This is a genomic window from Pseudomonas sp. 25 R 14 (genome assembly GCF_900004755.1).
GTDB classification, from domain to species: domain Bacteria; phylum Pseudomonadota; class Gammaproteobacteria; order Pseudomonadales; family Pseudomonadaceae; genus Aquipseudomonas; species Aquipseudomonas brenneri.
Map to the genome: position 1 here is coordinate 240,095 of NZ_CVTS01000068.1, position 23,430 is coordinate 263,524.

General features: G+C 61.5%; 18 protein-coding genes, 1 pseudogene and 1 riboswitch. Of the genes and pseudogenes, 11 read left to right on the forward strand and 8 right to left on the reverse strand.

Annotated features, from left to right (window positions below):
* Positions 1 to 116 precede the first annotated feature (116 nt).
* Together exaA and BFQ03_RS27525 are read left to right on the forward strand one after the other, a co-directional pair.
* Positions 117 to 2,021: a quinoprotein ethanol dehydrogenase gene (gene exaA, locus BFQ03_RS27520; protein WP_083204925.1), complete on the forward strand. Its 1,905-nt coding sequence runs from the start codon at positions 117 to 119 to the stop codon at positions 2,019 to 2,021.
* Positions 2,022 to 2,080: 59 nt separating this feature from the next.
* Positions 2,081 to 2,728 (forward strand): pentapeptide repeat-containing protein, encoded by a 648-nt coding sequence (locus BFQ03_RS27525; protein WP_032857503.1) that lies wholly within the window; start codon positions 2,081 to 2,083, stop codon positions 2,726 to 2,728.
* A gap of 20 nt (positions 2,729 to 2,748) precedes the next feature.
* Here the strand turns inward: BFQ03_RS27525 and BFQ03_RS27530 are convergent, their stop codons facing one another.
* Positions 2,749 to 3,375, reverse strand: coding sequence for a response regulator (locus BFQ03_RS27530; RefSeq protein WP_032857504.1), 627 nt, complete (start codon positions 3,373 to 3,375; stop codon positions 2,749 to 2,751).
* Between the two features lie 275 nt (positions 3,376 to 3,650).
* Between BFQ03_RS27530 and BFQ03_RS27535 the strand changes: the two genes are divergently transcribed.
* Together BFQ03_RS27535 and BFQ03_RS27540 are read left to right on the forward strand one after the other, a co-directional pair.
* A complete protein-coding gene (locus tag BFQ03_RS27535; protein WP_032857506.1) occupies positions 3,651 to 4,205 on the forward strand; it encodes a PQQ-dependent catabolism-associated CXXCW motif protein in 555 nt (184 codons plus the stop codon).
* Positions 4,206 to 4,232: 27 nt separating this feature from the next.
* Positions 4,233 to 4,898: a response regulator transcription factor gene (locus BFQ03_RS27540; protein ID WP_029296512.1), complete on the forward strand. Its 666-nt coding sequence runs from the start codon at positions 4,233 to 4,235 to the stop codon at positions 4,896 to 4,898.
* 59 nt (positions 4,899 to 4,957) lie between these two features.
* Here BFQ03_RS27540 and cobF read toward each other — a convergent pair whose 3' ends face one another.
* On the reverse strand, positions 4,958 to 5,716 hold the full coding sequence (gene cobF, locus BFQ03_RS27545; protein ID WP_032857510.1) for a precorrin-6A synthase (deacetylating): 759 nt from the start codon (positions 5,714 to 5,716) through the stop codon (positions 4,958 to 4,960).
* Between the two features lie 47 nt (positions 5,717 to 5,763).
* Positions 5,764 to 6,315, reverse strand: a complete 552-nt coding sequence (locus BFQ03_RS27550; protein WP_032857512.1) for a histidine phosphatase family protein — start codon at positions 6,313 to 6,315, stop codon at positions 5,764 to 5,766.
* Between the two features lie 102 nt (positions 6,316 to 6,417).
* Positions 6,418 to 6,623, forward strand: a riboswitch (cobalamin riboswitch).
* 90 nt (positions 6,624 to 6,713) lie between these two features.
* On the opposite strand from BFQ03_RS27550, the gene BFQ03_RS27555 reads away from it, so the two are divergent.
* From BFQ03_RS27555 to dkgB, 4 genes are all read left to right on the forward strand, one after another.
* A complete protein-coding gene (locus BFQ03_RS27555) occupies positions 6,714 to 8,654 on the forward strand; it encodes a TonB-dependent receptor plug domain-containing protein (RefSeq protein ID WP_065944441.1) in 1,941 nt (646 codons plus the stop codon).
* Positions 8,654 to 9,013, forward strand: a complete 360-nt coding sequence (locus BFQ03_RS27560; protein ID WP_065944442.1) for a (2Fe-2S) ferredoxin domain-containing protein — start codon at positions 8,654 to 8,656, stop codon at positions 9,011 to 9,013. Before BFQ03_RS27555 ends, BFQ03_RS27560 begins: the two co-directional genes overlap by 1 nt.
* Positions 9,010 to 9,924: an ABC transporter substrate-binding protein gene (locus BFQ03_RS27565; protein ID WP_065944443.1), complete on the forward strand. Its 915-nt coding sequence runs from the start codon at positions 9,010 to 9,012 to the stop codon at positions 9,922 to 9,924. The genes BFQ03_RS27560 and BFQ03_RS27565 overlap by 4 nt, the downstream gene beginning before the upstream one ends.
* Positions 9,925 to 10,136: 212 nt before the next feature.
* A complete protein-coding gene (gene dkgB, locus BFQ03_RS27570) occupies positions 10,137 to 10,940 on the forward strand; it encodes a 2,5-didehydrogluconate reductase DkgB (RefSeq protein WP_065944444.1) in 804 nt (267 codons plus the stop codon).
* Position 10,941: 1 nt separating this feature from the next.
* On the opposite strand, the gene BFQ03_RS27575 is transcribed toward dkgB, so the two are convergent.
* From BFQ03_RS27575 to BFQ03_RS27600, 5 genes and pseudogenes are all read right to left on the reverse strand, one after another.
* On the reverse strand, positions 10,942 to 11,376 hold the full coding sequence (locus tag BFQ03_RS27575; RefSeq protein WP_032857519.1) for an ANTAR domain-containing protein: 435 nt from the start codon (positions 11,374 to 11,376) through the stop codon (positions 10,942 to 10,944).
* A gap of 121 nt (positions 11,377 to 11,497) precedes the next feature.
* Positions 11,498 to 15,137, reverse strand: a pseudogene (locus tag BFQ03_RS27580) (transporter substrate-binding domain-containing protein).
* A 1-nt stretch (position 15,138) separates the two neighbouring features.
* Entirely contained in the window at positions 15,139 to 15,765 is a 627-nt protein-coding gene (locus BFQ03_RS27585; RefSeq protein ID WP_032857524.1) for a response regulator transcription factor, read from the reverse strand.
* Positions 15,766 to 16,084: 319 nt separating this feature from the next.
* On the reverse strand, positions 16,085 to 16,801 hold the full coding sequence (locus tag BFQ03_RS27590) for an MgtC/SapB family protein (protein WP_032857526.1): 717 nt from the start codon (positions 16,799 to 16,801) through the stop codon (positions 16,085 to 16,087).
* A 324-nt stretch (positions 16,802 to 17,125) separates the two neighbouring features.
* Positions 17,126 to 18,463 (reverse strand): lysine N(6)-hydroxylase/L-ornithine N(5)-oxygenase family protein, encoded by a 1,338-nt coding sequence (locus BFQ03_RS27600; protein ID WP_032857530.1) that lies wholly within the window; start codon positions 18,461 to 18,463, stop codon positions 17,126 to 17,128.
* 387 nt (positions 18,464 to 18,850) lie between these two features.
* On the opposite strand from BFQ03_RS27600, the gene BFQ03_RS27605 reads away from it, so the two are divergent.
* Genes BFQ03_RS27605 through BFQ03_RS27615 form a run of 3 tightly spaced genes read left to right on the forward strand, consistent with a single transcriptional unit; the run spans position 18,851 to position 23,399 of the window.
* Entirely contained in the window at positions 18,851 to 20,023 is a 1,173-nt protein-coding gene (locus tag BFQ03_RS27605) for an efflux RND transporter periplasmic adaptor subunit (protein ID WP_032857532.1), read from the forward strand.
* Positions 20,024 to 21,997, forward strand: a complete 1,974-nt coding sequence (locus BFQ03_RS27610) for a MacB family efflux pump subunit (RefSeq protein WP_032857534.1) — start codon at positions 20,024 to 20,026, stop codon at positions 21,995 to 21,997.
* 7 nt (positions 21,998 to 22,004) lie between these two features.
* Entirely contained in the window at positions 22,005 to 23,399 is a 1,395-nt protein-coding gene (locus BFQ03_RS27615) for an efflux transporter outer membrane subunit (RefSeq protein ID WP_065944445.1), read from the forward strand.
* Positions 23,400 to 23,430 lie beyond the last annotated feature (31 nt).

Consider the following 23,430-nt stretch of genomic DNA (forward strand, 5'->3'; position numbering starts at 1 on the left):
TAAATCAGGTGCGGTTCGGGAAATTGTCCCGGCCACACCGGGATATTTTCCGTATCCGTGTGCCCCGTCCACGCAGCAACCTGTGCAGGCCAAAACCTCCACTGGGAACTGCAACCATGACAATAAGATCGCTACCCGCCCTCTCGCCGCTGAGCCTTGCCGTGCAGGCTTTCCTGCTGGTCGGCAGCCTGTCCTTGAGTGCGCTCGGCTTCGCCGCTACCGATCCTTCTGCACACTCATCCAAGAGCATGCGCAACATCACCTGGGAAGACATTGCCAACGACCACCTGACCACCAAGGACGTGCTGCAATACGGCATGGGCACCAATGCCCAACGCTGGAGCCCGCTGGCCCAGGTCAACGACAAGAACGTATTCAAGCTGACGCCAGCCTGGTCCTACTCGTTCGGTGACGAGAAGCAGCGCGGCCAGGAATCCCAGGCCATCGTCAGCGACGGCGTGGTCTACGTCACTGGTTCCTACTCCCGGGTCTTCGCCCTCGACGCCAAGACCGGCAAACGCCTGTGGACCTACAACCACCGCCTGCCCGACAACATTCGCCCGTGCTGTGACGTGGTCAACCGCGGTGCGGCGATCTTCGGCGACAAGATCTACTTCGGCACCCTCGATGCGCGCCTGATCGCCCTCGACAAAAACACCGGCAAAGTGGTGTGGAACAAGAAATTCGGCGACCACGCCGCCGGCTACACCATGACCGGCGCCCCGGTGCTGATCAAAGACAAGGTCACCGGCAAGGTCCTGCTGATCCACGGTAGCTCCGGTGATGAGTTCGGCGTGGTTGGCCAGCTGTTTGCCCGCGACCCGGACACCGGCGAAGAAGTGTGGATGCGTCCGTTTGTCGAAGGCCACATGGGCCGCCTCAATGGCAAGGACAGCACCACCACCGGCGATGTGAAAGCGCCTTCGTGGCCGGATGATCCGACCACCGAAACCGGCAAGGTCGAGGCCTGGAGCCACGGCGGCGGCGCGCCTTGGCAGAGCGCCAGTTTCGATGCCGAGACCAACACCATCATCGTCGGTGCCGGCAACCCCGGCCCATGGAACACCTGGGCGCGTACCTCCAAGGACGGCAATCCCCACGACTTCGACAGCCTCTACACCTCAGGCCAGGTTGGTGTCGACCCAAGCACCGGCGAAGTGAAATGGTTCTACCAGCACACGCCAAACGATGCCTGGGACTTCTCCGGCAACAACGAGCTGGTGCTGTTCGACTACAAGGACAAGGACGGCAAAGTGGTCAAGGCCACCGGCCACGCCGATCGCAACGGTTTCTTCTACGTAGTGGACCGCAACAACGGCAAGCTGCAGAACGCCTTCCCGTTTGTCGACAACATCACCTGGGCCAGCCATATCGACCTCAAGACTGGCCGCCCCGTGGAAAACGAAGGCCAGCGTCCGGCCAAGCCATTGCCGGGTGAAACCAAGGGCAAGCCGGTGGAAGTCTCGCCGCCGTTCCTCGGTGGCAAGAACTGGAACCCCATGGCGTACAGCCAGGACACAGGCCTGTTCTATATCCCGGGCAACCAGTGGAAAGAGGAATACTGGACCGAGGAGGTCAACTACAAAAAGGGCTCGGCGTACCTGGGCATGGGCTTTCGTATCAAGCGCATGTATGACGACCACGTCGGCACCTTGCGCGCGATGAACCCGACCACCGGCAAGGTGGTGTGGGAGCACAAAGAGGCCCTGCCGCTGTGGGCCGGCGTGCTGGCGACCAAGGGCAACCTGGTGTTCACCGGCACGGGGGATGGTTTCTTCAAGGCCTTCGATGCAAAAACCGGCAAGGAGCTGTGGAAGTTCCAGACCGGCAGCGGCATCGTCTCCCCGCCGGTTACCTGGGAACAGGATGGCGAGCAGTACATCGGCGTGACCGTGGGCTACGGCGGCGCGGTGCCGTTGTGGGGCGGCGACATGGCCGAGCTGACCAAACCGGTGGCACAAGGCGGGTCGTTCTGGGTGTTCAAGATCCCGAGCTGGGATAACAAGACCGCCCAAAAATAATCCATCTGATGGCAAGAGGGGCTGCTTTGGGCAGCCCCTTCCACCTTCGAGGTCTTGTGATGAAATACCTGCCTTTATTGCTACTGCTCGCGTTGCCCCAGGCCTACGCTGACGAGGGTGACGATCAACCGCTGGTTATCAACGGTTGCACCATCGCGCCCCACAGCCAATGCCCCGGCGCCAACCTCAAGGGCGCCAACCTGCGCAACCAGGACTTGAGCAAAATGAACCTGGCCGGGGCTGACCTGCGCGAGGCCGACCTGCGCCACGCCAACATCGACCTGGCCAACCTGGAAAAAGCCCAACTGCAAGGCGCCAACCTGACCCGCGCGAGCCTGCAACAAGCCAACCTGCGCCTGGCAGATTTCAGCGGTGCCACATTGATGGCGGTGCAAGGCTGGGGCATGTTCGCCCAGGGCGCACAGTTCGAAAACGCCAACCTCAGCGGCGCTTACCTGCAATTTGCGCGGTTGTCTGGGGCCAAGCTGCACAAAGCCAACCTGCGTGCGGCGGACCTGGAAATGACCTGGTTGAGCAAGGCCGACCTGCAAGGGGCGGACCTGAGCGATGCCAACCTGCAAGAAGCCAAGTTCGGTGAAAGCAACCTGGAACGGGCCACCCTCAGCGGCACCCGCCAGCACTATGCCAATTTCCAGGATGCGAATATGGAAGGCTGCAAGGACTGCCCCACCACTTGGGATCGCTGACCGCCAGTGGGCGGTGTGGATCATCCCGCCGCCCGCACCACTCCCAGGTCAATCCCTACATGTACCAATTCGGCATGGGACGTAACCTGCAATTTGCTCTTGAGCAACGTCAGGTAATTGGACACGGTCTTGCTGCTGATACTCAGTTGATCGGCGATCGAACGGGTAGGCGTGCCCTTGGCCAGCATCAGGAAAATCTCCAGCTCACGGGCCGTCATGCCCTGCAACCGATGATCACTCGGATGAAAGGCCAACTCCGTGGCCAGGACCTGCTCGATATAGGTGTGGCCGTCGAGGAGGCGCTGCACGGCTTCATTCATCACCGCAGGCGTTGCGCCCTTGGTGATATAGCCCGATGCACCGGCCTCCAGGGCCTGGCGCACCAGGGGCAACTCATCGTGCTGGCTGAAAAACAACACGCGCAATTGCGGCAGGCGCTGGCGCAGGCGGCGGGTGGTTTCCAGGCCGCTGATGCCTGGCAGGCCGACACCTGTGATCACCAGGTTCGGCACTGCTTCCTGCACCCGCAGCAGTGCATCTTCACCACTGCCCGCTTCGCGCACTTCGACGCCCGGCAACTGCGCCCGCAACAGGCTGGCGTAGCCGAGCCGCACTACCGCATGTTTGTCCACCAGTAGGATATTCATGGTGCATGCACTTGCATCATCGCAGTGGGCGACGGTCGCGGGCCGTGGAGCTTGTCGACCCCGATCAGGCTGAGGATCAGCAAAAACGGCAAGAGCAGCGCCTTGAGGATTCGCATGATCGTACAACTCCTGAGGATGACCGTTGCGTTCATGCTAGAGCCCTCAAGCAACAGGCGATTTACTACTTTGGTACTGGTTTTGCTGTCTATCGTCGCATTCCCAAGGCAGCGCGACTGGCATGTAATGGGCGCATAACTATAAGGATCGAACCTGCCATGCTGCCCGCCCGACTGACTCTGGTTGCCGTGCTGTCGCTGACTCCGCTGCTGGCGGCTGCCCAACCGCCAACCGCGCTGTTTTCCCGCGACGGCTACCGCATCAACCTCTACCGCAGCCCCACCCCAGAACACTTGCCGGGCGCGACCATCGTCGATACCCAGGCCTTGCAAACCCTACTGACACAACAGCCGCGCCCGGTGCTGATCGACGTCTACCGCCGGCAATGGCTGCACGGCCAGTTCATCGAAGACCAGCCCCATGCCAACCTGCCCGGCAGCCACTGGCTGGCCAATACGGGCGATGGTGAGCTGACGCCCGAGTGGCAAAGCTACTTTGCCCGCCACCTGTATGCCTACAGTGGCGGTAACCTGGCGCAACCGTTGGTGTTCTACTGCCGCTCCGATTGCTGGCTGAGTTGGAACGCGGTAAAACGGGCCAATGCCTTGGGTTATACCGCTGTGTATTGGTATCGCGAGGGCCTGGACGCGTGGGAGGCAGCCAAGCTGCCAGTCGCCGCAGCACACCCTGAGCCCTTTGAACTTGCCCACTGAACAATCACAATAAAAAGGTGAACGGCCATGTACAAAATTCTGATTGCCGACGATCACCCGCTGTTTCGCGAAGCGATCCATAACGTCATCAGCGATGGCTTTGCCGGTAGCGAAGTGATGGAAACCGCCGACCTGGACAGCGCCCTGGCCCTGACCCAGGAGCACGACGACCTCGACCTGATCCTGCTGGACCTGAACATGCCCGGCATGCACGGCCTCAATGGCCTGATCAACCTGCGCAACGAAGCGCCGACCATTCCAGTGGTGATTGTCTCGGCCGAGCAGGACAAGCAAATCGTGCTGCAAGCCATTACCTATGGCGCGGTCGGTTTCATCACCAAATCCTCGCCACGGGCGCAGATGACCGAGGCGATCCAGCAGATTCTCAATGGCAACGTCTACCTGCCGCCAGACATCATCCGCACCCAGAAAAACCCCGGCCAGCGGCGCATGCACGACAATCCGGCCTTCGCCCCGGAACTGCTCCAGGCCCTGACACGCAAGCAATTACTGGTACTGGAGCGAATGACCAAGGGCGAGTCGAACAAGCAGATTGCCTACACCCTGGAGATTGCCGAGACGACGGTGAAGGCCCATGTGTCGGCGATCCTGCGCAAACTGAATGTGCACAACCGGGTACAGGCGATTCTCAGCGCCGGGGATATCGATTTTGGCTCCTACCTGCGGCGCTGATTCCCCTGAGCAATGAGCTCAATGTGGGAGCGGGCTTGATGACCGCGCTCCTACAGCAATCAGGGCTTGCGTAGCAAGTAAGTGTCCATGATCCAGCCATTGGCCTGGCGCGCTGTCTTGCGCACGCGTTCGATTTCCTCGGCCACCTCAGCCACCTTGCCGCTGATCAGGATTTCATCCGGCGTGCCCAGGTACGCACCCCAATAGATTTCCAGGTCCTGATCCGCGACGCTGCGGTAAGAGTCCTCGGCATCCAGCATCACCACCAGCGTATCGGCATCACCGACCTGCCCCGCCGCGAGCCGACGCCCGGTGGTGATCTCGATGGAACGGCCGATGCGGTTCAGTGGCACCTTGTGCTGGGCCGCCAAGGCCTGGACGCTGGTGATCCCGGGGATGACCTCGAACTCAAACACACTGCTGCCACTGGCCAGGATCGCCTGCAGGATGCGGATGGTACTGTCGTACAACGCCGGATCGCCCCAGGCCAGAAAGGCCCCTACTTCGCCGTCGGCCATTTGTTCGTTGATCATCCGCTCAAATGTCTGTTGCTTGTCGCGGTTCAGATCCTGCACGGCCGTGGTGTAGTCGATCTCGCCACGCACACGCTCGGGGCAGTCGGCCTCGACAAAGCGGTAGGCATGCCCAGCGTCGATATAGGTCTGGCAGATCTCCCGACGCAGGTCGATCAACTTGTCCTTGCTCTGGCCCTTGTCCATCAGGAAAAACACATCGGTGCGGTTCAGCGCCTTCACCGCCTGCATGGTGATGTAGTCGGGGTTGCCGGCGCCAATGCCGATGATCAGGATCTTTTTCATGAAGGTGTTCTCAGTGCGGGGCCGGGATTTTGCCATGTTCGTGCCGCTCAGGTCTCGCGCGTTTCCAGGCGCAGGCGCCAGACGTTGTTGAAACGCAGTTCGGTGGACGACAGCGGCTCCACGTCGATCAGGTAAAACATGGCGACGGGTGATTGCATTGCATGCAGCAAAGCCGCACGAATCACCGCCGGATGCGTCACCGCCAGCACATGGCCGGGCTGCTCTGCGAGGTTTTGCATCCACTGGCTGACGCGCTCGCACAACTGCACCACTGACTCACCACGATGAGGCGCACTGGCGCTGTCGGTGAGCCAGGTCATCAGTTCGTCGCGGTCGATGTCATTGATGTCCAGACCGCGCCAATGACCTACATCCATGTCGCGCAACCCGTCATCAATCGTTGCGTGCTTGCCGAACAGCGTCGCCGTTTGCCGGGCCCTGGTCTCAGGCCCGCATAACAGGCGTGGCGTTTTTTTAAAGCGCGCGGCCAGCCTCAAGGGCGACGGAGGCGTTTCCAGGGCTTCATCAAGGGCAAAATGCCCAAGCTTTTGCGCACGGGTCATACCATGGCAAATCAGCGTCAATCGGGTGCTCTGCATGAAAATGCGGCTCTGGTGATCAAGCGAAGAAAATATATTACAACGATCTGGCCTCACGGGACCGAACACTAGAGAAGTTGACCAACAGTCGCGGGAATGTTCAGATGCCGTCCTGTTTCAGGTGCCTCATGCCGCCGCGCATGGGGTGAAACGGGAAACCGGTACGCTCGATCGAGCAAGTCCGGTGCTGCCCCCGCAACGGTATACGCGTGAGCTCTTCGACACACCACTGTGGCCAGAACGCCATGGGAAGGTGAAGAGTTCGATACGCGTGAGCCCGGAGACCGGCCTGGAATTTCTGTTTGGCAAAATCCTGCGGTGGGCGGGCATGGGCCGGTATTGGCGTGTGCTCGATGCCTTCTCCTGCGTGCTTCTGCGAAGATACTTTCGGGAAGACTATGATTTTTCAACGTTGCGTCACAGCGGGTCCTAGCCTGCTGCTGGGTTGCCTGTTCAGCCCCCTGCTACTCGCCGACAACCGTGCCCTGGAACTCAAGCCGCAGACCGTTTCCGCGCCGTCGGTGGAATCCACCACCGTGGCCGACATGGCCCAGTACGGCAGCAAGGTCGAGATTGTCACCCGCGAGCAGATCGAACGCGCCGGCCCCAGCGCGGATATCACGCGGGCGATGCAGATGTTCATCCCCGGTTTCTACGTCGCCCCGAAAAACGGCCCGTTCGACTACGGCACCTACTCCCTGCTGGGCGGGCGCAATGACGACACCCTGATCCTGCTTGACGGCGTACGCCTGAACAACCGCCTGTACGGAGGCCTGTACCTGGATACCTTGCCGGCCAACGCCGTGGAGCGCATCGAAGTGCTCAAGGGTGGCCAGAGCCTGTTGTTCGGCACCCAGGCCGTGGCGGGGGTCATCAACATCGTCACACGCAGCCCGCAAACCCGTGACGTATCCGGCGAGACCAACCTGGGCGTCGATACCTTTGGCGGCACCACCGGCGATGCCCGGGCCGAGCGGATTTTCAGCAATGGCCTGGGCGACCTGGGCCTGCTGGCCTACGTCAGCCATAACGTGTCCGAGGGCTACCAGCCGTTTCGCAACCGCGACATGAGCAACGTCACCGACAAGAAACGTTCCTACGAAGTCACCACCCTCGGCGCCAAGGCCATCCAGTCCTTGGGCGATGACTCGCGCCTGGAGCTGTTTTACCAGTACACCGACGCCAACCTGGACTTCGCCGGCGCCACCAACAACCGCAAGACCACCAACGACCGCGTGCAGCAGATTGCCACGGCGACCTTCGAACAACGCCTCAACGAGCGGTTGAGCTACTTCGTCAAGGGCCATATCAACGATTGGGACACCCGCTACTCACGGGTCAACAACACCGCCGACGGCGGCACCCTGGTGCGCAATCACGATGACTACTGGGGCTTCACTGACTGGGGCGTGCAGGCCGAAGGCAAGGCCGAGCTTGAGGGCGGCCATGTGCTGGTGTTCGGCTCTGACAACCAGTGGTTCAAGGGCCAGGACGACGTGATGGTCATCGACAACAACAAGGCCGAGGCCCACGCCTTGTACACCCAGTTGCGCCCGCAGATAGACGCCCTGCCCGACTGGCACCCGAGCATTGGCGTGCGCCACGAAGCCATGAGCGGCGGTGACAGTGCCACCGTTGGCATGCTCACCTCGCTCTATGACCTCAATGCCAACTGGGCCTTGCGCGGCCAGTACGGCACGGCGTACAAGCTGCCGAACGCCGAGCAACTGTTCGTCAACGAGCCCGGCGACGAGATCGGCAACCGTAACCTCAAGCCGGAAAAAAGCCGCAACGCCGAGCTGGGCCTGGACTACAAGGGCCTGCTGGCCGATCGCGACTTCAGCGCCAGCGTGACCCTGTTCAAGCGCAAGATCACCCACCTGATCACCGTCGACGATGCCCAGTGGGTCAACGGCCAGGGGCAGATCCAGATGCGCGGTTTCGAGGTCGACGCCAAGCTGGCGCTCAACGAGCAATGGAACCTGCAAGCGGACATGACCCGCAACCTCACCGAGTCCCGTGCCGGCGTGACCATCAATGATGTGCCGAGCTTCTTCGCCCGTTCACGTGTGGGCTTTGAGTCGCAGAATCGCCTATGGGGCGCCGGCGCGGCTATCCGCTACATCCACGATGTGATCAGTTCGAAAAAAGTCGAGTACGGCCACTACTCGGTGGTGGATGCCGATGCCTACCGCTACCTCGACAACGCCCATCAACACCGGGTGAGCCTGCTGGTGGAAAACCTGTTCGACCGTGACTACGTCACCAGTCGCTCCAGTAACGTCGACAACCTGGGCCGACCGTTCACTTCTGAGGTGCGTTATACGTATCGCTTCTGATGACTGAGATCACGCAAATCGACGGGGTGGACACGCACCCCGACTGGTCCTGTATCCCCGATCATGCCCGCCATGTGCTGCTGTGTACCGGCCCGCGCTGCACCCAGCGCGGCGCCTTGCAGCTGTGGAAGACCTTGCGCCGGCGCCTGTTGGAACACCAGCGCATTGAAGTACCCGGCGGTGTACTGCTCACACGTACCCATTGCCAGTTCCCCTGCAACCTGGGGCCAGTGCTCACGGTCTACCCGGAGCGCTGCTGGTATGGGGTGCACAGCAAGGCCGATGCCGTGCGCCTGGTGGATGTACACCTGGTCGGCGGCGAAGTGCTTGAAGAATTGCTGATCCGGGAGCGCCCATGAAACGCCTGGGAGGATTTGCCATCGCCCTGTTGTGGAGTGCATCGGTCCTGGCTGACGGCTACCGCAATTGCCAGCAGGATTGGCGCCTGCCCCACGCGCCGCCGTCGCGGATTGTCGCCCTCAACCAACACGCCGCCGACATGCTGCTGGCCCTGGGCGCCGGCCCGACACTGGTGGGCGTGGCGTACCTGGATGACAACGGTGCCGCGCATCAGTTGGGTCAGTATTTGGGTGTGCCGGTGATTGCGCCGCGCTACCCGGCCAGCGAGGTGCTGTATGGGCAACGGCCGGATCTGGTGGTGGGAGGATTTGCCACGGCCTTTGGCAACGGCATCACCTCGCGTACCGGGCTGGCCGGCAACGGGGTGGGCTCCTATCTACTGGAGTCGGCCTGTGCCGGGCATTCCCTGGACTTCTTCGGCCACATTCGCAATGACCTGCTGACGTTGGGCAACCTGCTGCATAAACCGCAGCGGGCCCGCGACCTGATTGACGCGCTGGACGCCGACCTCGCCCGCGCTCAGGCACTCGCCAGGCCGGAAAAACCCTTGTCGGTGTTTTACCTCGACAGTGAAGTCAACGGCCTCGACAGCGAAGGAGGACAAGGCTTTGTCACCGCCCTGCTGGCCGCCGCCGGGGCACGTAACCTGTTTGCCGGGGTCAATCAATACCGGGTCACGGTCAGCAGTGAAACCCTGCTGATAAGCGACCCGGACGTGATCCTGCTGGCCGATGCCGTGTGGTCCCCGGCCAGCCGCAAACGCCAGTTGCTGACCCGTGACCCGGTGCTGTCGCGCCTGCGAGCGGTGCGGGAAAACCGCATGATCGATATCCCGTTTACGCACCTGGTGCCCAACGTCGGCAGTGCCCAGGTGGTGCTGGACCTGGCGCGCGAACTCAACGCCCTGTAGGGGCGGGCTTGCTCGCGAAAAACTTACAGGCGCCGCATTCATTCAGTAAGCACGCGTTATCGTTGACGTTCTTCGCGGGCAAGCCCGCTCCTACAGGAGGTCAGGCCATTCATGACTTCTGGTCAAGAGTCATTTGAAGATTCTTGGGTGTTTCTCCTGGTGTTCCCGGCCGATACTCAAGGCCATTGTCCACGCCATAACTGGAGTCACTTATGTCTATTCCCGCATTCGGCCTTGGCACTTTCCGCCTGCAAGGCCAGGTGGTCATCGATTCCGTCAGCACCGGCCTCGACCTCGGCTACCGGGTCATCGATACCGCACAGATCTACGAGAACGAAGCGGATGTCGGCCAAGCCATCGCCGACAGCGGCATCCCCCGCGACGAGCTGTTCATCACCAGCAAGATCTGGATCGCCAATTTTGCCCAAGGCCAGTTGATCCCCAGCCTCAGGGAAAGCCTGCGCAAGCTCAAGACCGACTACCTGGACCTGACCCTGATTCACTGGCCCTCCCCGGAAAACCAGGTGCCCGTCGCCGAGTTCATGGGGCAGTTGCTCGAAGCCAAGCACCTGGGCCTGACCCGCCAGATCGGCATCTCCAACTTCACCGTCGCACTGATGAAAGAGGCCATCGCCGCCGTCGGTGCCGAGCACATCGCCACCCACCAGATCGAGCTGCACCCGTACCTGCAAAACCGTACTGTGGTGGATTTCGCCACGCGCCACGGTATCCACATTACGTCCTATATGACCCTGGCCTACGGTGAAGTGCTGAAAGACCCGGTGATCCAGGCGATTGCCGAACGCAACCACGCCACACCGGCACAGGTGGCCCTGGCCTGGGCGATGCAGTTGGGGTATGCGGTGATTCCGTCCTCGACCCAACGCGCCAACCTGCACAGCAACCTCAAGGCCGTGCAACTGACCTTGAGCGAAGCCGATATGGCGCAAATCGCCGGCCTGGAGCGTGGTCATCGCCTGACCAGCCCCAAGGGTATTGCGCCGCAGTGGGACTGAGCTAAACCGCCGGGCTGCGCGCCAGCTCCCGCAGCCAGGGCAAGACCCGCAAGCCGCTGGCCGGTGACGGCGGGTCGATGATGTCCATGAAGTGCTCCAGGGTGACGCTGTCTGGCGATCCCGGCAAGCGCACCAGGACCAGAGGCGCAGGGGATACTGGCGCGCCCAGGTCCTGGTCGTCATATACCAGCACATGTCGCACCTGCGGATGTTGTTTCTGGAACGCCAGCGCTCCCCCCGTGCTGGCGAACAGGCCGGAATGGATAATCAACACGTCGAATGGCTCGGCGGGAATAGCGGTCAGGATCAGCACTTCATCGAAGGTCTGCACCGGGACGATCCGATAGTAGCCCAACTGATTGAGCATTTTTTCGATATGCAACCGTTGCAGGTGCTGTTCATCGGCAATCAGGATGGTCAGTGCTTTGGTTGGCATGGCAAGTCCCTGAGCAGGCAGCTTTCGTAGAAAGCAGGAGGGGCCTACTTTTCCAGACATAATTCGACGACAAAATCAGCAGAGTTCCCCATCTGTGTAGGAGTTATCCCAAACCCGCCCCTCATGCCTGATCGCAGTAGTCCGTCAGGGCCTGATGCAACTGATCAATGGCTTGCTGCACACCTGTTACCGCAGAGTCCAACGCTTCAGGGTCGCGCTGTTCACAGGCAGCTTCCAGCGCTTCGCAGTGACTCACCAATGCCTGGGCCTCGACCAGCCGCGCCCCACCCTTGGTGCGATGGGCCAGGTCGTGCAACTGGGCGTAGTCGTGCTGTGCCAGCAAGGACAGCAGTTGCGTACGGTCTGCGGCGAGGCTGTCGAGCAGTTGCGCCAACAACTCCTTGATGGCCTCCACATCGGAGCCGGTCAATTTCAACAGGCGGCTCAAGTCCAGCCCCGATCCCGCGCCAGCCTCACTCCCGGCATTGACCGAAGGCATGGCGGTCCGTGGCGCCAGCGCAGCATGCAGGTCCTCCAGCCCCGTGGGTTTGAACAGGCATCCATCCATTCCCGCCGCCAGGCAACGCTCGGTTTCCTCCGGCTGGGCATTGGCGGTAAACCCCAGCAACAGGCATGGCGCCAAGCCACGGGCACGCTCATCGGCACGAATTTCACGGGCCAGGTCATAGCCATTTTTCAGCGGCATATTGCAGTCGGTGATCACCCCGTCGAAGCGCTCGGCCCGCCAGCATTCCAGGCCCTGCACGCCATCGTTGGCGGTGGTGATCCGGTGCCCCAGGAAACTCAGTTGGCGGGTCAGCAATTGGCGGTTGGCGGGATAGTCGTCCACTATCAGGATATTCAACACATGGGCTGGCGGTGCCTCCAGGGCAACTGGCTCGGGAGGTGCGCCGGCCGAGGCCGCCACAGCCAGGGGCAATGTGACCTCCACCCGCGTGCCCTGCCCCAGCACGCTGCTCAATTTCAGCTGGCCACCCATCATTTCACACAGGCTGCGGCTGATCACCAGCCCAAGTCCCGAGCCACTGCGCGCCGACTGGTCAGTGTTGCGCCCTTGAATAAAGGGGTTGAACAGACGCATCTGGTCCTCGACACTGATGCCCACCCCACTGTCCTCTATCACCAGCCGCAGGCTCAGGTAGCCATTGGCAACGGCAGGGGATCCACTGGCACTCAGGCGCACATGGCCCTGGGCCGTAAACTTGATGGCATTGCTCAGCAGGTTTGAAACCACCTGTTTGAAACGCAGTGGATCGATCAACACATAGCGATCGACCAACGGGTCCAGCTCCACCTGCAAGGCCAGGCCCTTGGTACGTGCCAGCCCTTCGAAGATGCGCGCCACCGAGGCCAGCAGCTCGCGCAGGTTCGAAGGCTCCAGGGTCAGGGACAAGTGGCCGGACTCGATCCGAGCAATGTCGAGAATATCGCCGATCAACTCCAGCATGCCGCGCGAAGCGTCGGAGGCCACCGCCAGGGCGCCATGGTCGATACGCCCCTGTTCGGCATTTTTCAGCGCCAGTTCAATCATGCCGATCACTGCATTCATCGGCGTGCGGATCTCATGGCTCATGGTTGCCAGGAAGGTAGTCTTGGCACGGTTGGCCGCGTCCGCCCCCTCCTTGGCCTCCTGCAATTGCCCCAGCAAGCGCTGGCGTTCGCTGACATCTACCCAGCCGGCAATCATGCCCACGACCTTTTCGTTCCCATCGCGGTACGGCAGCATCCAGTGGTAAATCGTCAGGGTCGCGCGCCCTGGCACCTTGAGCACACGATCATGAATCTGTGGTTCTCCGCGCTCCATCAGACGCAAGTAGTCTTCATGGTAGGACTGGGCCTGGGGCTGATTGCCTATGTCGGTCTCGACCACGGTCTTGCCAATCACGTCTTCAAGCCGAAAGCCAAACACATTGAGATAGGCACTGTTGCACGCCATCAACCGGCCCAGGCGATCACGCACATAGATCGGGTGCGGAGTGCCGTCGATCAACACGCTCATAAAGCGCATCTGGTCGCTCAGGGCGCGCTCGGCTTGTGCACGTTTGCGCATCAGGCTACGCAGGTAGATGGCCCAGCCCAGGGTGATCAGCAACAGCACCGCGGCCAGCGAGAACCCCTGGATAATCGTGTTGCGGTGGCGTAGCCAATAGCTGTCCTCGACCACCAACTCTCTACGCCAGCGATTGGTCAGCTCATCCATTTCCTGGGGGGTGATGCTCAAAAGCGCCTTGTCCAGGATCGAGTACAACTCCAATTGGCCGCGACCAACGCCAAAGGATATTCGCGCCGGCTGTGAGCCGACCGTACTGGTAATGCGCAGACGGTCACGGTACTGATGGGCGATCATATAGCGCGCAATAATCAGTGCGCTGACCGAGGCATCTGCACCCTCGTTGGCGACCAACGCCATGGCCTGCGCAGAGCTTTCGACGTCTACCAGCACGATCGCGGGGTAATCCCGGCTGATGATTTCCCGCTGCACGCTGCGGCTGATGACCGCCAGGCGCTTGCCCGCCATATCATCGAGGGTGACCGGGTTGCTTTCATCATCGCGCGTAACCAACACGAACGGGTTGCTCAGGTACGGCCGGGTAAAGCGGATCGTTTCCTCCCTGGCCATGCTTGCCGTGATGAACGCGATCATGTCCGCGCGCCCCTCGCTGACCTGCTCGATTTGCCGAGGCAGTGAACTACCACGCACCACATCGAACTTCAACCCCGTACGCAAGCTGACCTGAGCCAGTATCTCGGCACTCAAGCCCTGCAATTGCCCTCGATCGTTGAAGAATGACAATGGCATGAATTTGTCCAGCGCCGTCACCTTGACCCGCGGATGTTTGTCCAGCCAACGCTGCTCACTGGCGCTCAGGCGCAGACGCTCACGACCAACGACCCCCAGGTTGCCGGCGCTCCAACGCCGCAGGATCTCCATTTGCTCATTGACCGGGATCACAGCCAGCCCAGCGTTGATGATGCGCAGTAACCGGGTATTTTTCCCGGTAACGGCGAACGCAAAAGGGTTGACCTCCAGGCTGGAAAAATCAGCCATGCGCACGTTATTGAGGTGGTTTTTGTTGATCAGATAGTTGGTATCTGATCGCATCGCCAAGATAAACATCCGCCTGCCCAAAGGCTACGGCGCCAATCGCCTCAATCGTCGATGAATAAAGCTGCAATGAGGCGTCGGAGTAATAAGCCGCGACTATCTCGGGCTGCATGTAGTGATAGAGCATGGCCAGGCGCTTGCCCTCAAGCTCCGCACTCAATGCCTGGCTGTCATCGACACGCGTCACCAGGGTCGGCTGGTCGTTGGCATACGAGCGCGAAAGCCTTAGCTCCCGGTCCGCCGCCTCGTAGCCATTGGCCGTACCCAGGAAGTCCACGTCACCGCGCTTGAGGGCCGCGATGACTTCGTCCCGATGCTCGTAGCGCTGCACCTGGATCGTGACGTTCAACACCTGAGCGATCAACGCTGCATAATCGGCGGTGATCCCTTCTAGATCGTCGTTGTTGTTCGTCAGGTCGAAGGGGGCATAATCGGGGGCGGAAACGCCCATTATCAGCGTGCGGCGCTCGCGTAGCCAGCGCCAGTCCACTTCATTGAGGTGCACCTGCGCAGCATCAAGGCTTGAATGCCCCAGCAAATGCAAGGGTTGTGGCTCTCCCAGAGCCACGTTGACGGTGAGTGACAGGCCCGCGAGCCAGAAGGCTGCGAGCCACTTGCCCAGAACTGTCGACATATCAGATCAAATGATTGCGCTGGGCGAACTTGGATAAGTGCACCACCGAAGACATGCGCAGCTTCTCCTTTAACCGGGTCTTGTAAGTACTGATGGTCTTGTGACTCAACAGCATGTCCTTGGCGATTTCATTGTTGCCCAGGCCCAGTGCCAGCTTTTGCAGGACCATCAGTTCGCGGTCGGAAAGCGCTTCTACCAGTTGCTGTTCCGTGGTCTGCAAGTCGTCCTTGCGCACCGAACTGGTCGGCAGACTGGGGAAGCAACTGTAGTTGGACATGACGGCCTTGATGGCTTTTTGCAGCTCATCCAGCTCACCGGTTTTCGCGACAAACCCCATCGCTCCGGCGCGCATGCAGCGCGTCGAGAAGAACACCGCCAGATAGGAGGTCAGCACCAGGATTTTGCAGGGCAGGCCCAATGCCTTGATCCGGCTGATGACCTCCAGCCCGCCCAGTTTGGGCATCGCCAAGTCCAGAATGACCAGATCGGGTCGCTCCTCCCTGGCAATCTGTAAGGCATCGGCACCATTGGCGGCCTCGAAAATCGTCTCGAAGCCCTCCTGGCGCAACAGGTATTTAACGGTTGCTCGAATGAACGGATGATCATCCACGATTAACGCTTTGCTCATGCGACTCCCTGGGAAGACACCACGACTAGTTAGTTGCTTCATTGGCGGCCAAGAGGCACCAATACCCTTACACATCACACGAAACCCCTGTACCTGTGAGAAGTACCAGTTCGGACAAACGGCACAATCTACACAGAACGTTTCAACGGACTTTGGTTAGGTGCAACGGCGCAACATTAACAACGCAATGATGTTTCGACCGAAGGGAAAATCCGGCATGTATGTAGGATTATTCCTCGCAAAGTCATAGTCAAATACAGCAAAAAAAAGCCGCCACCCTGGACGGGAGGCGGCTTTTTTGGGGCCAGGCAAGGGGTCATCAATCGGTGGTGCTAGGACTCCAGAAGGCCTGCACCACCAGCGCCGATTGGGAGACCCGCGCCACCAGGGCATCCAGTTCGTCACCATCGACCGAGTTGGCCGCCAGCGTGGCCTCGATCTCCACTTCTTCACTGCCAAAGGGCCGTACGTCGACATCGCTGGCCGGGTAGTTGCAACGCGCCAGCTCCGACTCCAATAAGGCCATCACGGCCTGCTGCTGGGTACGCCGGGTGATCACATAGAGGATATTGGTGACCTCGGCGGACACCACGTCCAGGGGTTGGCGGTTGATGTTGTTGACGATCGGTCGCAGCAACGTATTGGCCGCCAGCACAAACATCGTGCCCAGGAACGCTTCGAGGATCAGGTCGGCACCGGCACACGCACCCACGGCGGCAGAAGTCCACAGTGTGGCTGCGGTATTGAGCCCGCGTACATTGCCCTCCTCGCGCATGATCACCCCGGCGCCGAGAAAGCCAATGCCGGATACCACGTACGCCACCACCCGTACGGCACCTTCGGCCCCCGCCAGGCGGTTGGCCATGTCGACAAAGATCGCCGCCCCCACTGCCACCAGCACGTTGGTGCGCAGCCCCGCCGTGCGCTGGCGGAACTGACGCTCAAAGCCGATCAGTCCACCCAGAATAAAGGCCGCGCTGAGGCTGACCACGGTGTCGATCAAGGAATCAAGATTGATGTTATTGAGGGCTTGCATGATGAATCTCCCTTTGTCTGCCCGCAGGATCCGCGTCGAAAAAAGGGGGATAAGGCAGGAACCAGAATGGTTCGCCACCGAAATACCGCTTCTCGCTTTATCGGCGAGGCAACGGCATGGAGATGCGCGTCAGCTGGCCAAGCCTGGTCGACAACTGTCACTCGAAAGTCTGTTCACGAAAGTCTGCGCTATGGATGAAAACCGGCGCAGCTTACGCCCGCAGTCTGAGGGAGGAAAGTGACAGGACGGCGAATCGGCAAGTTCTTCAGCCAAGGTTCAGCCAGCAATCGCCCCCGCAGGCGCGGGAGCGATCGGTCGCCAGTATCAGCTCGCGGTTGCCAGCAACAAATCACGCACCGAGCGCCCCTGGCCCAGGCGTCGATCATGTTCATGCAGCGACGCGGCAATCTCATCGGCGCGAATCGGCAGGATCGACAGCAACGTATCGCTCAAGCCATGGCTGGCCTGGCTGAAGCCCTGCATGTAGATGCCCGCCTTGCAGCGCTCGTCGGTGACCACGCGGTAGTCGCGGCTCACTTCAAAGTCACCCATATAGGCTTCGAGCGGCGCCAGCAACTGGCGATGCATCTGGCGCTCATAACCGGTGGCCAACACGACGGCGTCGTAGTGGTTGATCACGGTTTCACCCGTGGCGTTATGGCGTACTACCAACTCGATGCCCAGGGGCCCGGCGCTGGCTTTTTCCACGGTGGTCAGGGTGCGGAATGCGTGACGGGCGATGCCGGAGACTTTCTGGCGGTAGAAGATCCCGTAGATACGCTCGATCAGGTCCAGGTCCACCACCGAATAGTTGGTGTTGTGGTACTCGTTGACCAGGCGTTCGCGCTCGCTGCTGGGCTGTTGGAACACCAGGTCAGTGAATTCCGGGGAGAACACTTCATTGACGAACGGGCTGTCATCGGCCGGCTTGAGGGCCGAGCCGCGCAGAATGATATCCACCTGCACCGAGGGGAAGCTGTCATTCAGATCAATAAACGCCTCGGCCGCGCTCTGCCCTCCGCCGATGATCGCAATGCGCATCGGCTTACCCTCCACGCACGGCTGCTGGGCCATGCGCGCCAGGTACTGGGAATGGTGGAACACCCGGCCGTCATCCTTGAGCGCCTTGAACGCTTCGGGAATCCGTGGCGTACCACCGGCACTGACCACCACCGAGCGCGCGGTGCGCACCAGCTGCTCGCCCTGGGCATCGCGGGAGATCACCCGCAGTGCCTCGACCTGCTGCTGATGCAGGATCGGCTCGATGGCCAGCACTTCCTCACCATAGCGGCTTTGCTCGGTAAATTGCCCGGCGACCCAGCGCAGGTAGTCGTTGTACTCCATGCGGCACGGGTAGAACGTGCCCAGGTTGATAAAGTCCACCAGGCGCCCGTGGGCCTTGAGATAGTTGACGAACGAATAAGGGCTGGTGGGGTTGCGCAGGGTCACCAGGTCCTTGAGGAATGAAATCTGCAATTCACTCTGGCTCACCAGGGTATTGCCGTGCCAACGGTAGTCGGCCTGTTTGTCGAGAAACAGCACATCGAGCTTGCCCTGGGCTTTCTCGCGCTCTTGCAGGGCGATGGCCAGCGCCAGGTTCGAAGGACCGAAACCAATACCGATCAGGTCGTGAACCGCGGGCGATGCAATTGCCTGTGTCATTCCAGTGTCCTCTGGATAAGCCCCGTGGCAGTGGGGCGGAAAGCCTGGGCGGCCTGCTGAACAACAGGCCCTGTGTTGATAGGAAACGAGGACAGTGAAAAAAAATTTAAGGCGTGCACAGGATTCACCCCCGCATGCGCGGAGCCGGCTGCCCTGACAATGCAATGATGGCAGTTTGAGGCTGTCTAATTTATAGTAATTCTCATGTAGATTTACATAAGGCGTGCCTGGGTGAGCAGATACTGGCCTTTCGCCTAGCTGTAACGGCATATGTAAGCGCTTAAATTTCTGGGCAAATACCTCGTTTACCTGACAGCTTCCTGCACCCGCCTCTGCCCCCCCAGCAGACGCTTGTGCGGTCCGAACTTTCCTGGCTGGAACCCGTGCATGAACCGTCCCCGACACACCCGGCGCGCTCTGCTGGTAGCACTTTGCCTGATCCCGGTGGCCGCCTTCGCCGCCTGGCAACTGATCCCGCCCGGCCGGGATAAATTTGCCACCCTGCAAGTACACCGGGGCGATATCGAAAGCAGCGTGACCGCCCTCGGCACACTGCAGCCACGACGCTATGTCGATGTCGGCGCCCAGGCATCCGGGCAGATCCGCAAGATTCACGTTGAAGCCGGCGCCCAGGTCAAGGAAGGCGACCTGCTGGTGGAGATAGACCCCGCCACCCAACAAGCCAAACTCGACGCCACCCGCTACTCCGTCGCCAACCTGCAGGCACAACTGCAAGAGCAGCACGCGCAAAACCGCCTGGCGCGGCAAAAGTACCAGCGCCAGCAGCGACTGGCCGCCGGTGGCGCCACCCGCGATGAAGACGTACAGACCGCCCAGGCCGAACTGGATGCGACCCAAGCGCGCATCGACATGTTCAAGGCCCAGATCAGCCAGGCCCAGGCCAGCTTGCGGGTCGACCAGGCCGAGCTTGGCTACACGCGCATCTATGCGCCGATTTCCGGCACGGTGGTGGCCGTGGATGCCCGCGAAGGCCAGACCCTCAACAGCCAGCAACAGACACCGCTGATCCTGCGGATCGCCAACCTGTCGCCCATGACCGTCTGGGCGGAAGTCTCGGAAGCCGATATCGGCCATGTCAAACCCGGCATGCAGGCGTATTTCACCACCCTGAGCGGTGGCGCACGGCGCTGGACCAGTACCGTGCGCCAGATCCTGCCGGTGCCTCCCAAGCCGCTGAACGAAACCAGCCAGGGCGGTGGCAGCCCCAGCAGTTCGAGCAAGAGTGGCAGCGGTCGCGTGGTGCTCTACACCGTGCTGCTGGATGTCGACAATGCCGATAACGCGTTGATGGCGGAAATGACCGCCCAGGTGTTTTTCGTCGCCAGCCGCGCCACCGATACCCTGACCGCGCCGGTCGCAGCCCTGCAAGGCGGCACCCGCCCCGACATGCAACTGGCCCGCGTGGTGGCCAAGGACGGCAGCATCGAGGACCGTGAGGTGCGGGTCGGTATCAGTGACCGCCTGCGCATCCAGATCCTCGACGGCCTCAACGAAGGCGATCACCTGCTGATCGGCCCCGCCCAAAGCAGCGGAGGCTGAATGTTGACGCCGCTGATCGAACTTCGGGACATCCGCAAATCCTACGGTGGCGGTGATGCGCCCCAGGTCGACGTGCTGCGCGGGATCGACCTGTCGATCCATGCCGGAGAATTCGTGGCGATTGTCGGAGCCTCCGGCTCCGGCAAGTCGACCTTGATGAACATCCTCGGTTGCCTCGACCGCCCTACCGTCGGCCAATACCTGTTCGCCGGGGAGAACGTCGCCCAACTGGACACCGACGAACTGGCCTGGCTACGCCGCGAGGCCTTTGGCTTTGTGTTCCAGGGCTATCACCTGATCCCGTCCGGCTCGGCCCAGGAAAACGTCGAGATGCCGGCAATCTATGCCGGTACGCCGGCCGCCGAACGCCACGCCCGCGCCGCCGCCCTGCTTACCCGGCTGGGGCTGGCCGAGCGCACCGGCAACCGTCCGCACCAACTGTCTGGGGGCCAGCAGCAACGGGTGTCGATTGCCCGCGCCCTGATGAATGGCGGGCATATCATTCTTGCCGACGAACCCACCGGCGCCCTCGACAGCCATAGCGGCGCCGAGGTCATGACCCTGCTCGACGAATTGGCCAGCCAGGGTCACGTGGTGATCCTGATCACCCACGACCGCGAAGTGGCAGCCAGGGCCAAGCGCATCATCGAGATCCGCGACGGCCTGATCATCAGCGACACCCCGAACCCCGGCAACCAGCCAGCCACGGAAGCCAACCCCAAGGCCCTGCAAGCGGTAGACCTGCGCCAACGCCTGGCCGACGGCGCCGAGCACAATGGCGCCTGGAAAGCCGAACTGCTGGACGCGGTGCAAGCGGCCTGGCGGGTCATGTGGATCAACCGCTTCCGCACGGCCCTGACCCTGCTGGGGATCATTATCGGCGTGGCCTCGGTGGTGGTAATGCTCGCCGTGGGCGAAGGCAGCAAACGCCAGGTCATGGCGCAGATGGGCGCCTTTGGCTCGAACATTCTCTACGTCAGCGGCTCGGCGCCCAACCCGCGCACACCGCCCGGCATTATCACCATGAACGACGTCACCGCCATGGCCGCCCTGCCCCAGGTCAAGCGCATCATGCCGGTCAATGGCGCGGAGGCCGGGGTGCGTTTCGGCAATGTCGACCACATGGCCTATGTCGGCGGCAACGACACCAACTTCCCGGCGATTTTCAATTGGCCGGTGGTCGAGGGCAGCTACTTCACCGAAGCGGACGAACGCGCCGCCGCGACCGTCGCGGTGATTGGCAAGCGGGTGCGCGACAAGCTGTTCAAGGATCTGCCCAGCCCCATCGGCCAGTACATCCTGATCGAAAACGTGCCCTTCCAGGTGATCGGCGTGCTCGCCGAAAAAGGTGCCAGCTCCGGCGACAAGGACAGCGACGACCGTGTCGCCATCCCCTACTCCGCTGCGAGTATTCGCCTGTTTGGCAGCTACAACCCCGAGTACGTGGTGATTGCCGCCGCCGATGCGCGCAAGGTACACGAGGCCGAAAAAGCCATCGACCAGCTGCTGCTGCGCCTGCACAACGGCAAGCGTGATTTTGAACTGACCAACAACGCTGCAATGATCCAGGCCGAAGCACGAACCCAGAACACCCTGTCGCTGATGCTCGGCTCGATTGCCGCCATCTCGCTGCTGGTGGGCGGCATCGGCGTGATGAATATCATGCTGATGACCGTACGCGAACGCACCCGGGAAATCGGCATCCGCATGGCCACCGGTGCGCGGCAGCGGGACATCCTGCGTCAGTTCCTCACCGAAGCGGTGATGCTCACAGTGGTCGGCGGGGTGGCCGGGATCGGCCTTGCCCTGCTGGTCGGCGGCGGGCTGATCCTCAGCAGTGTGGCCGTCGCTTTCTCCTTGCCCGCCGCCCTCGGCGCCTTCGCTTGCGCGCTGGTCACCGGCGTCATCTTCGGCTTTATGCCGGCCCGCAAAGCAGCCCGGCTCGACCCGGTCACGGCCCTTACCAGTGAATGATCGCCCTATGAAAGCGCACTTGACCCTCATCGCCGCCAGCCTGCTGCTGGCCGCGTGCAGCAGCCCGGCGCAGCGGCCGGACAGCGGCCTGCAAGTACCTGCCACCTGGGACACGGCAAGCCAGGCCAACGCCCTGCACATCAACCGGCAATGGTGGACGGCCTTCGCCAGCCCGCAACTCAACCAACTGATCGAACAGGCCCGTAGCGGGAGCCATGACCTGGCTAGTGCCGTGGCCCGAGTACGCCAGGCCCAGGCCGACGCCGTTGTCGCCGGCGCACCACTGCTGCCCGAGCTCAAGGGTGGACTCAACGCCAGCCGGCAGAAACAGCTGCGCGGCACGGGCAATAGCCAACAAGATAGCAATAGCAACAAAGACACAGTGGACTCCTTCAGCGCGAACCTCACCGCCACCTACGAAATCGACTTCTGGGGCGGCAAGCGTGCCGCACGCGACAGTGCGGAGCTGGCAGTGCGCGCCAGCGAATTCGATCGCGCCACGGTAGAACTGACCCTGCTCAGTGGCGTCGCCATGGCCTACACCCAATTACTGGCGTTGCATGAACAACAACGCATCGCCGAATTGAACCTGGGCAATGCACAGAGCGTCCTCAAACTGGTACAGACCCGCCATGACGCCGGCTCTGCCACCCTCCTGGAGCTGGCGCAGCAAAAGAGCCTGGTGGCCGCACAGCAACGGCAACTGCCGCAAGTGCGCCAACGCGCCGAAGAAACCCGAATCAGTCTGGCGGCCCTGCTCGGCCAACCCGTGCAGACCCTGCGGTTCACAGATCAACCCTTTGACCAACTGCGCTGGCCAAGCATTACCGCCGGAGTGCCCAGCGACCTGCTCAGCCGCCGCCCGGACGTTGCCAGTGCCGAGGCACAACTGGCTGCTGCCCAGGCCGACATCATCGTCGCCCGCGCCGCCATGCTGCCCACCCTCACCCTGACCGCCAACCTTGGCTCTGGTGCCAACCGGGCGGCCGATATGTTGCGCAACCCGTTCTACAACCTCGCGGGCGGGCTGATCGCGCCGATTTTCAACAATGGCCGCCTCAGCGCCGGACGCGACAAGGCCACTGCGCGCCAGGATGAGCTGCTGCACACCTATCGCACAGCGATCATCAATGGCTTCGCCGACGTGGAAAAAGCCCTGAGCAGCATTCGCCGGCTGGACGAACAGCGCCAGTGGCAGCACGAGGAATTGAGTGAGGCGCTCACCGCTTTTCGCATCGCCCAGAGCCGCTATGAGGCCGGCGCAGAAGACTTGCTGACGGTCTTGGAGACCCAGCGCACACTGTATGCCGCCCAGGACCTGAATGTGCAACTGCGTCAGGCGCGACTGGGGGCAAGCATTGCCCTGTACAAGGCACTGGGAGGCGGCTGGCAGGCACTGTAGGCGCCGGCTTGCCGGCTCCTGCCAGGGAGTC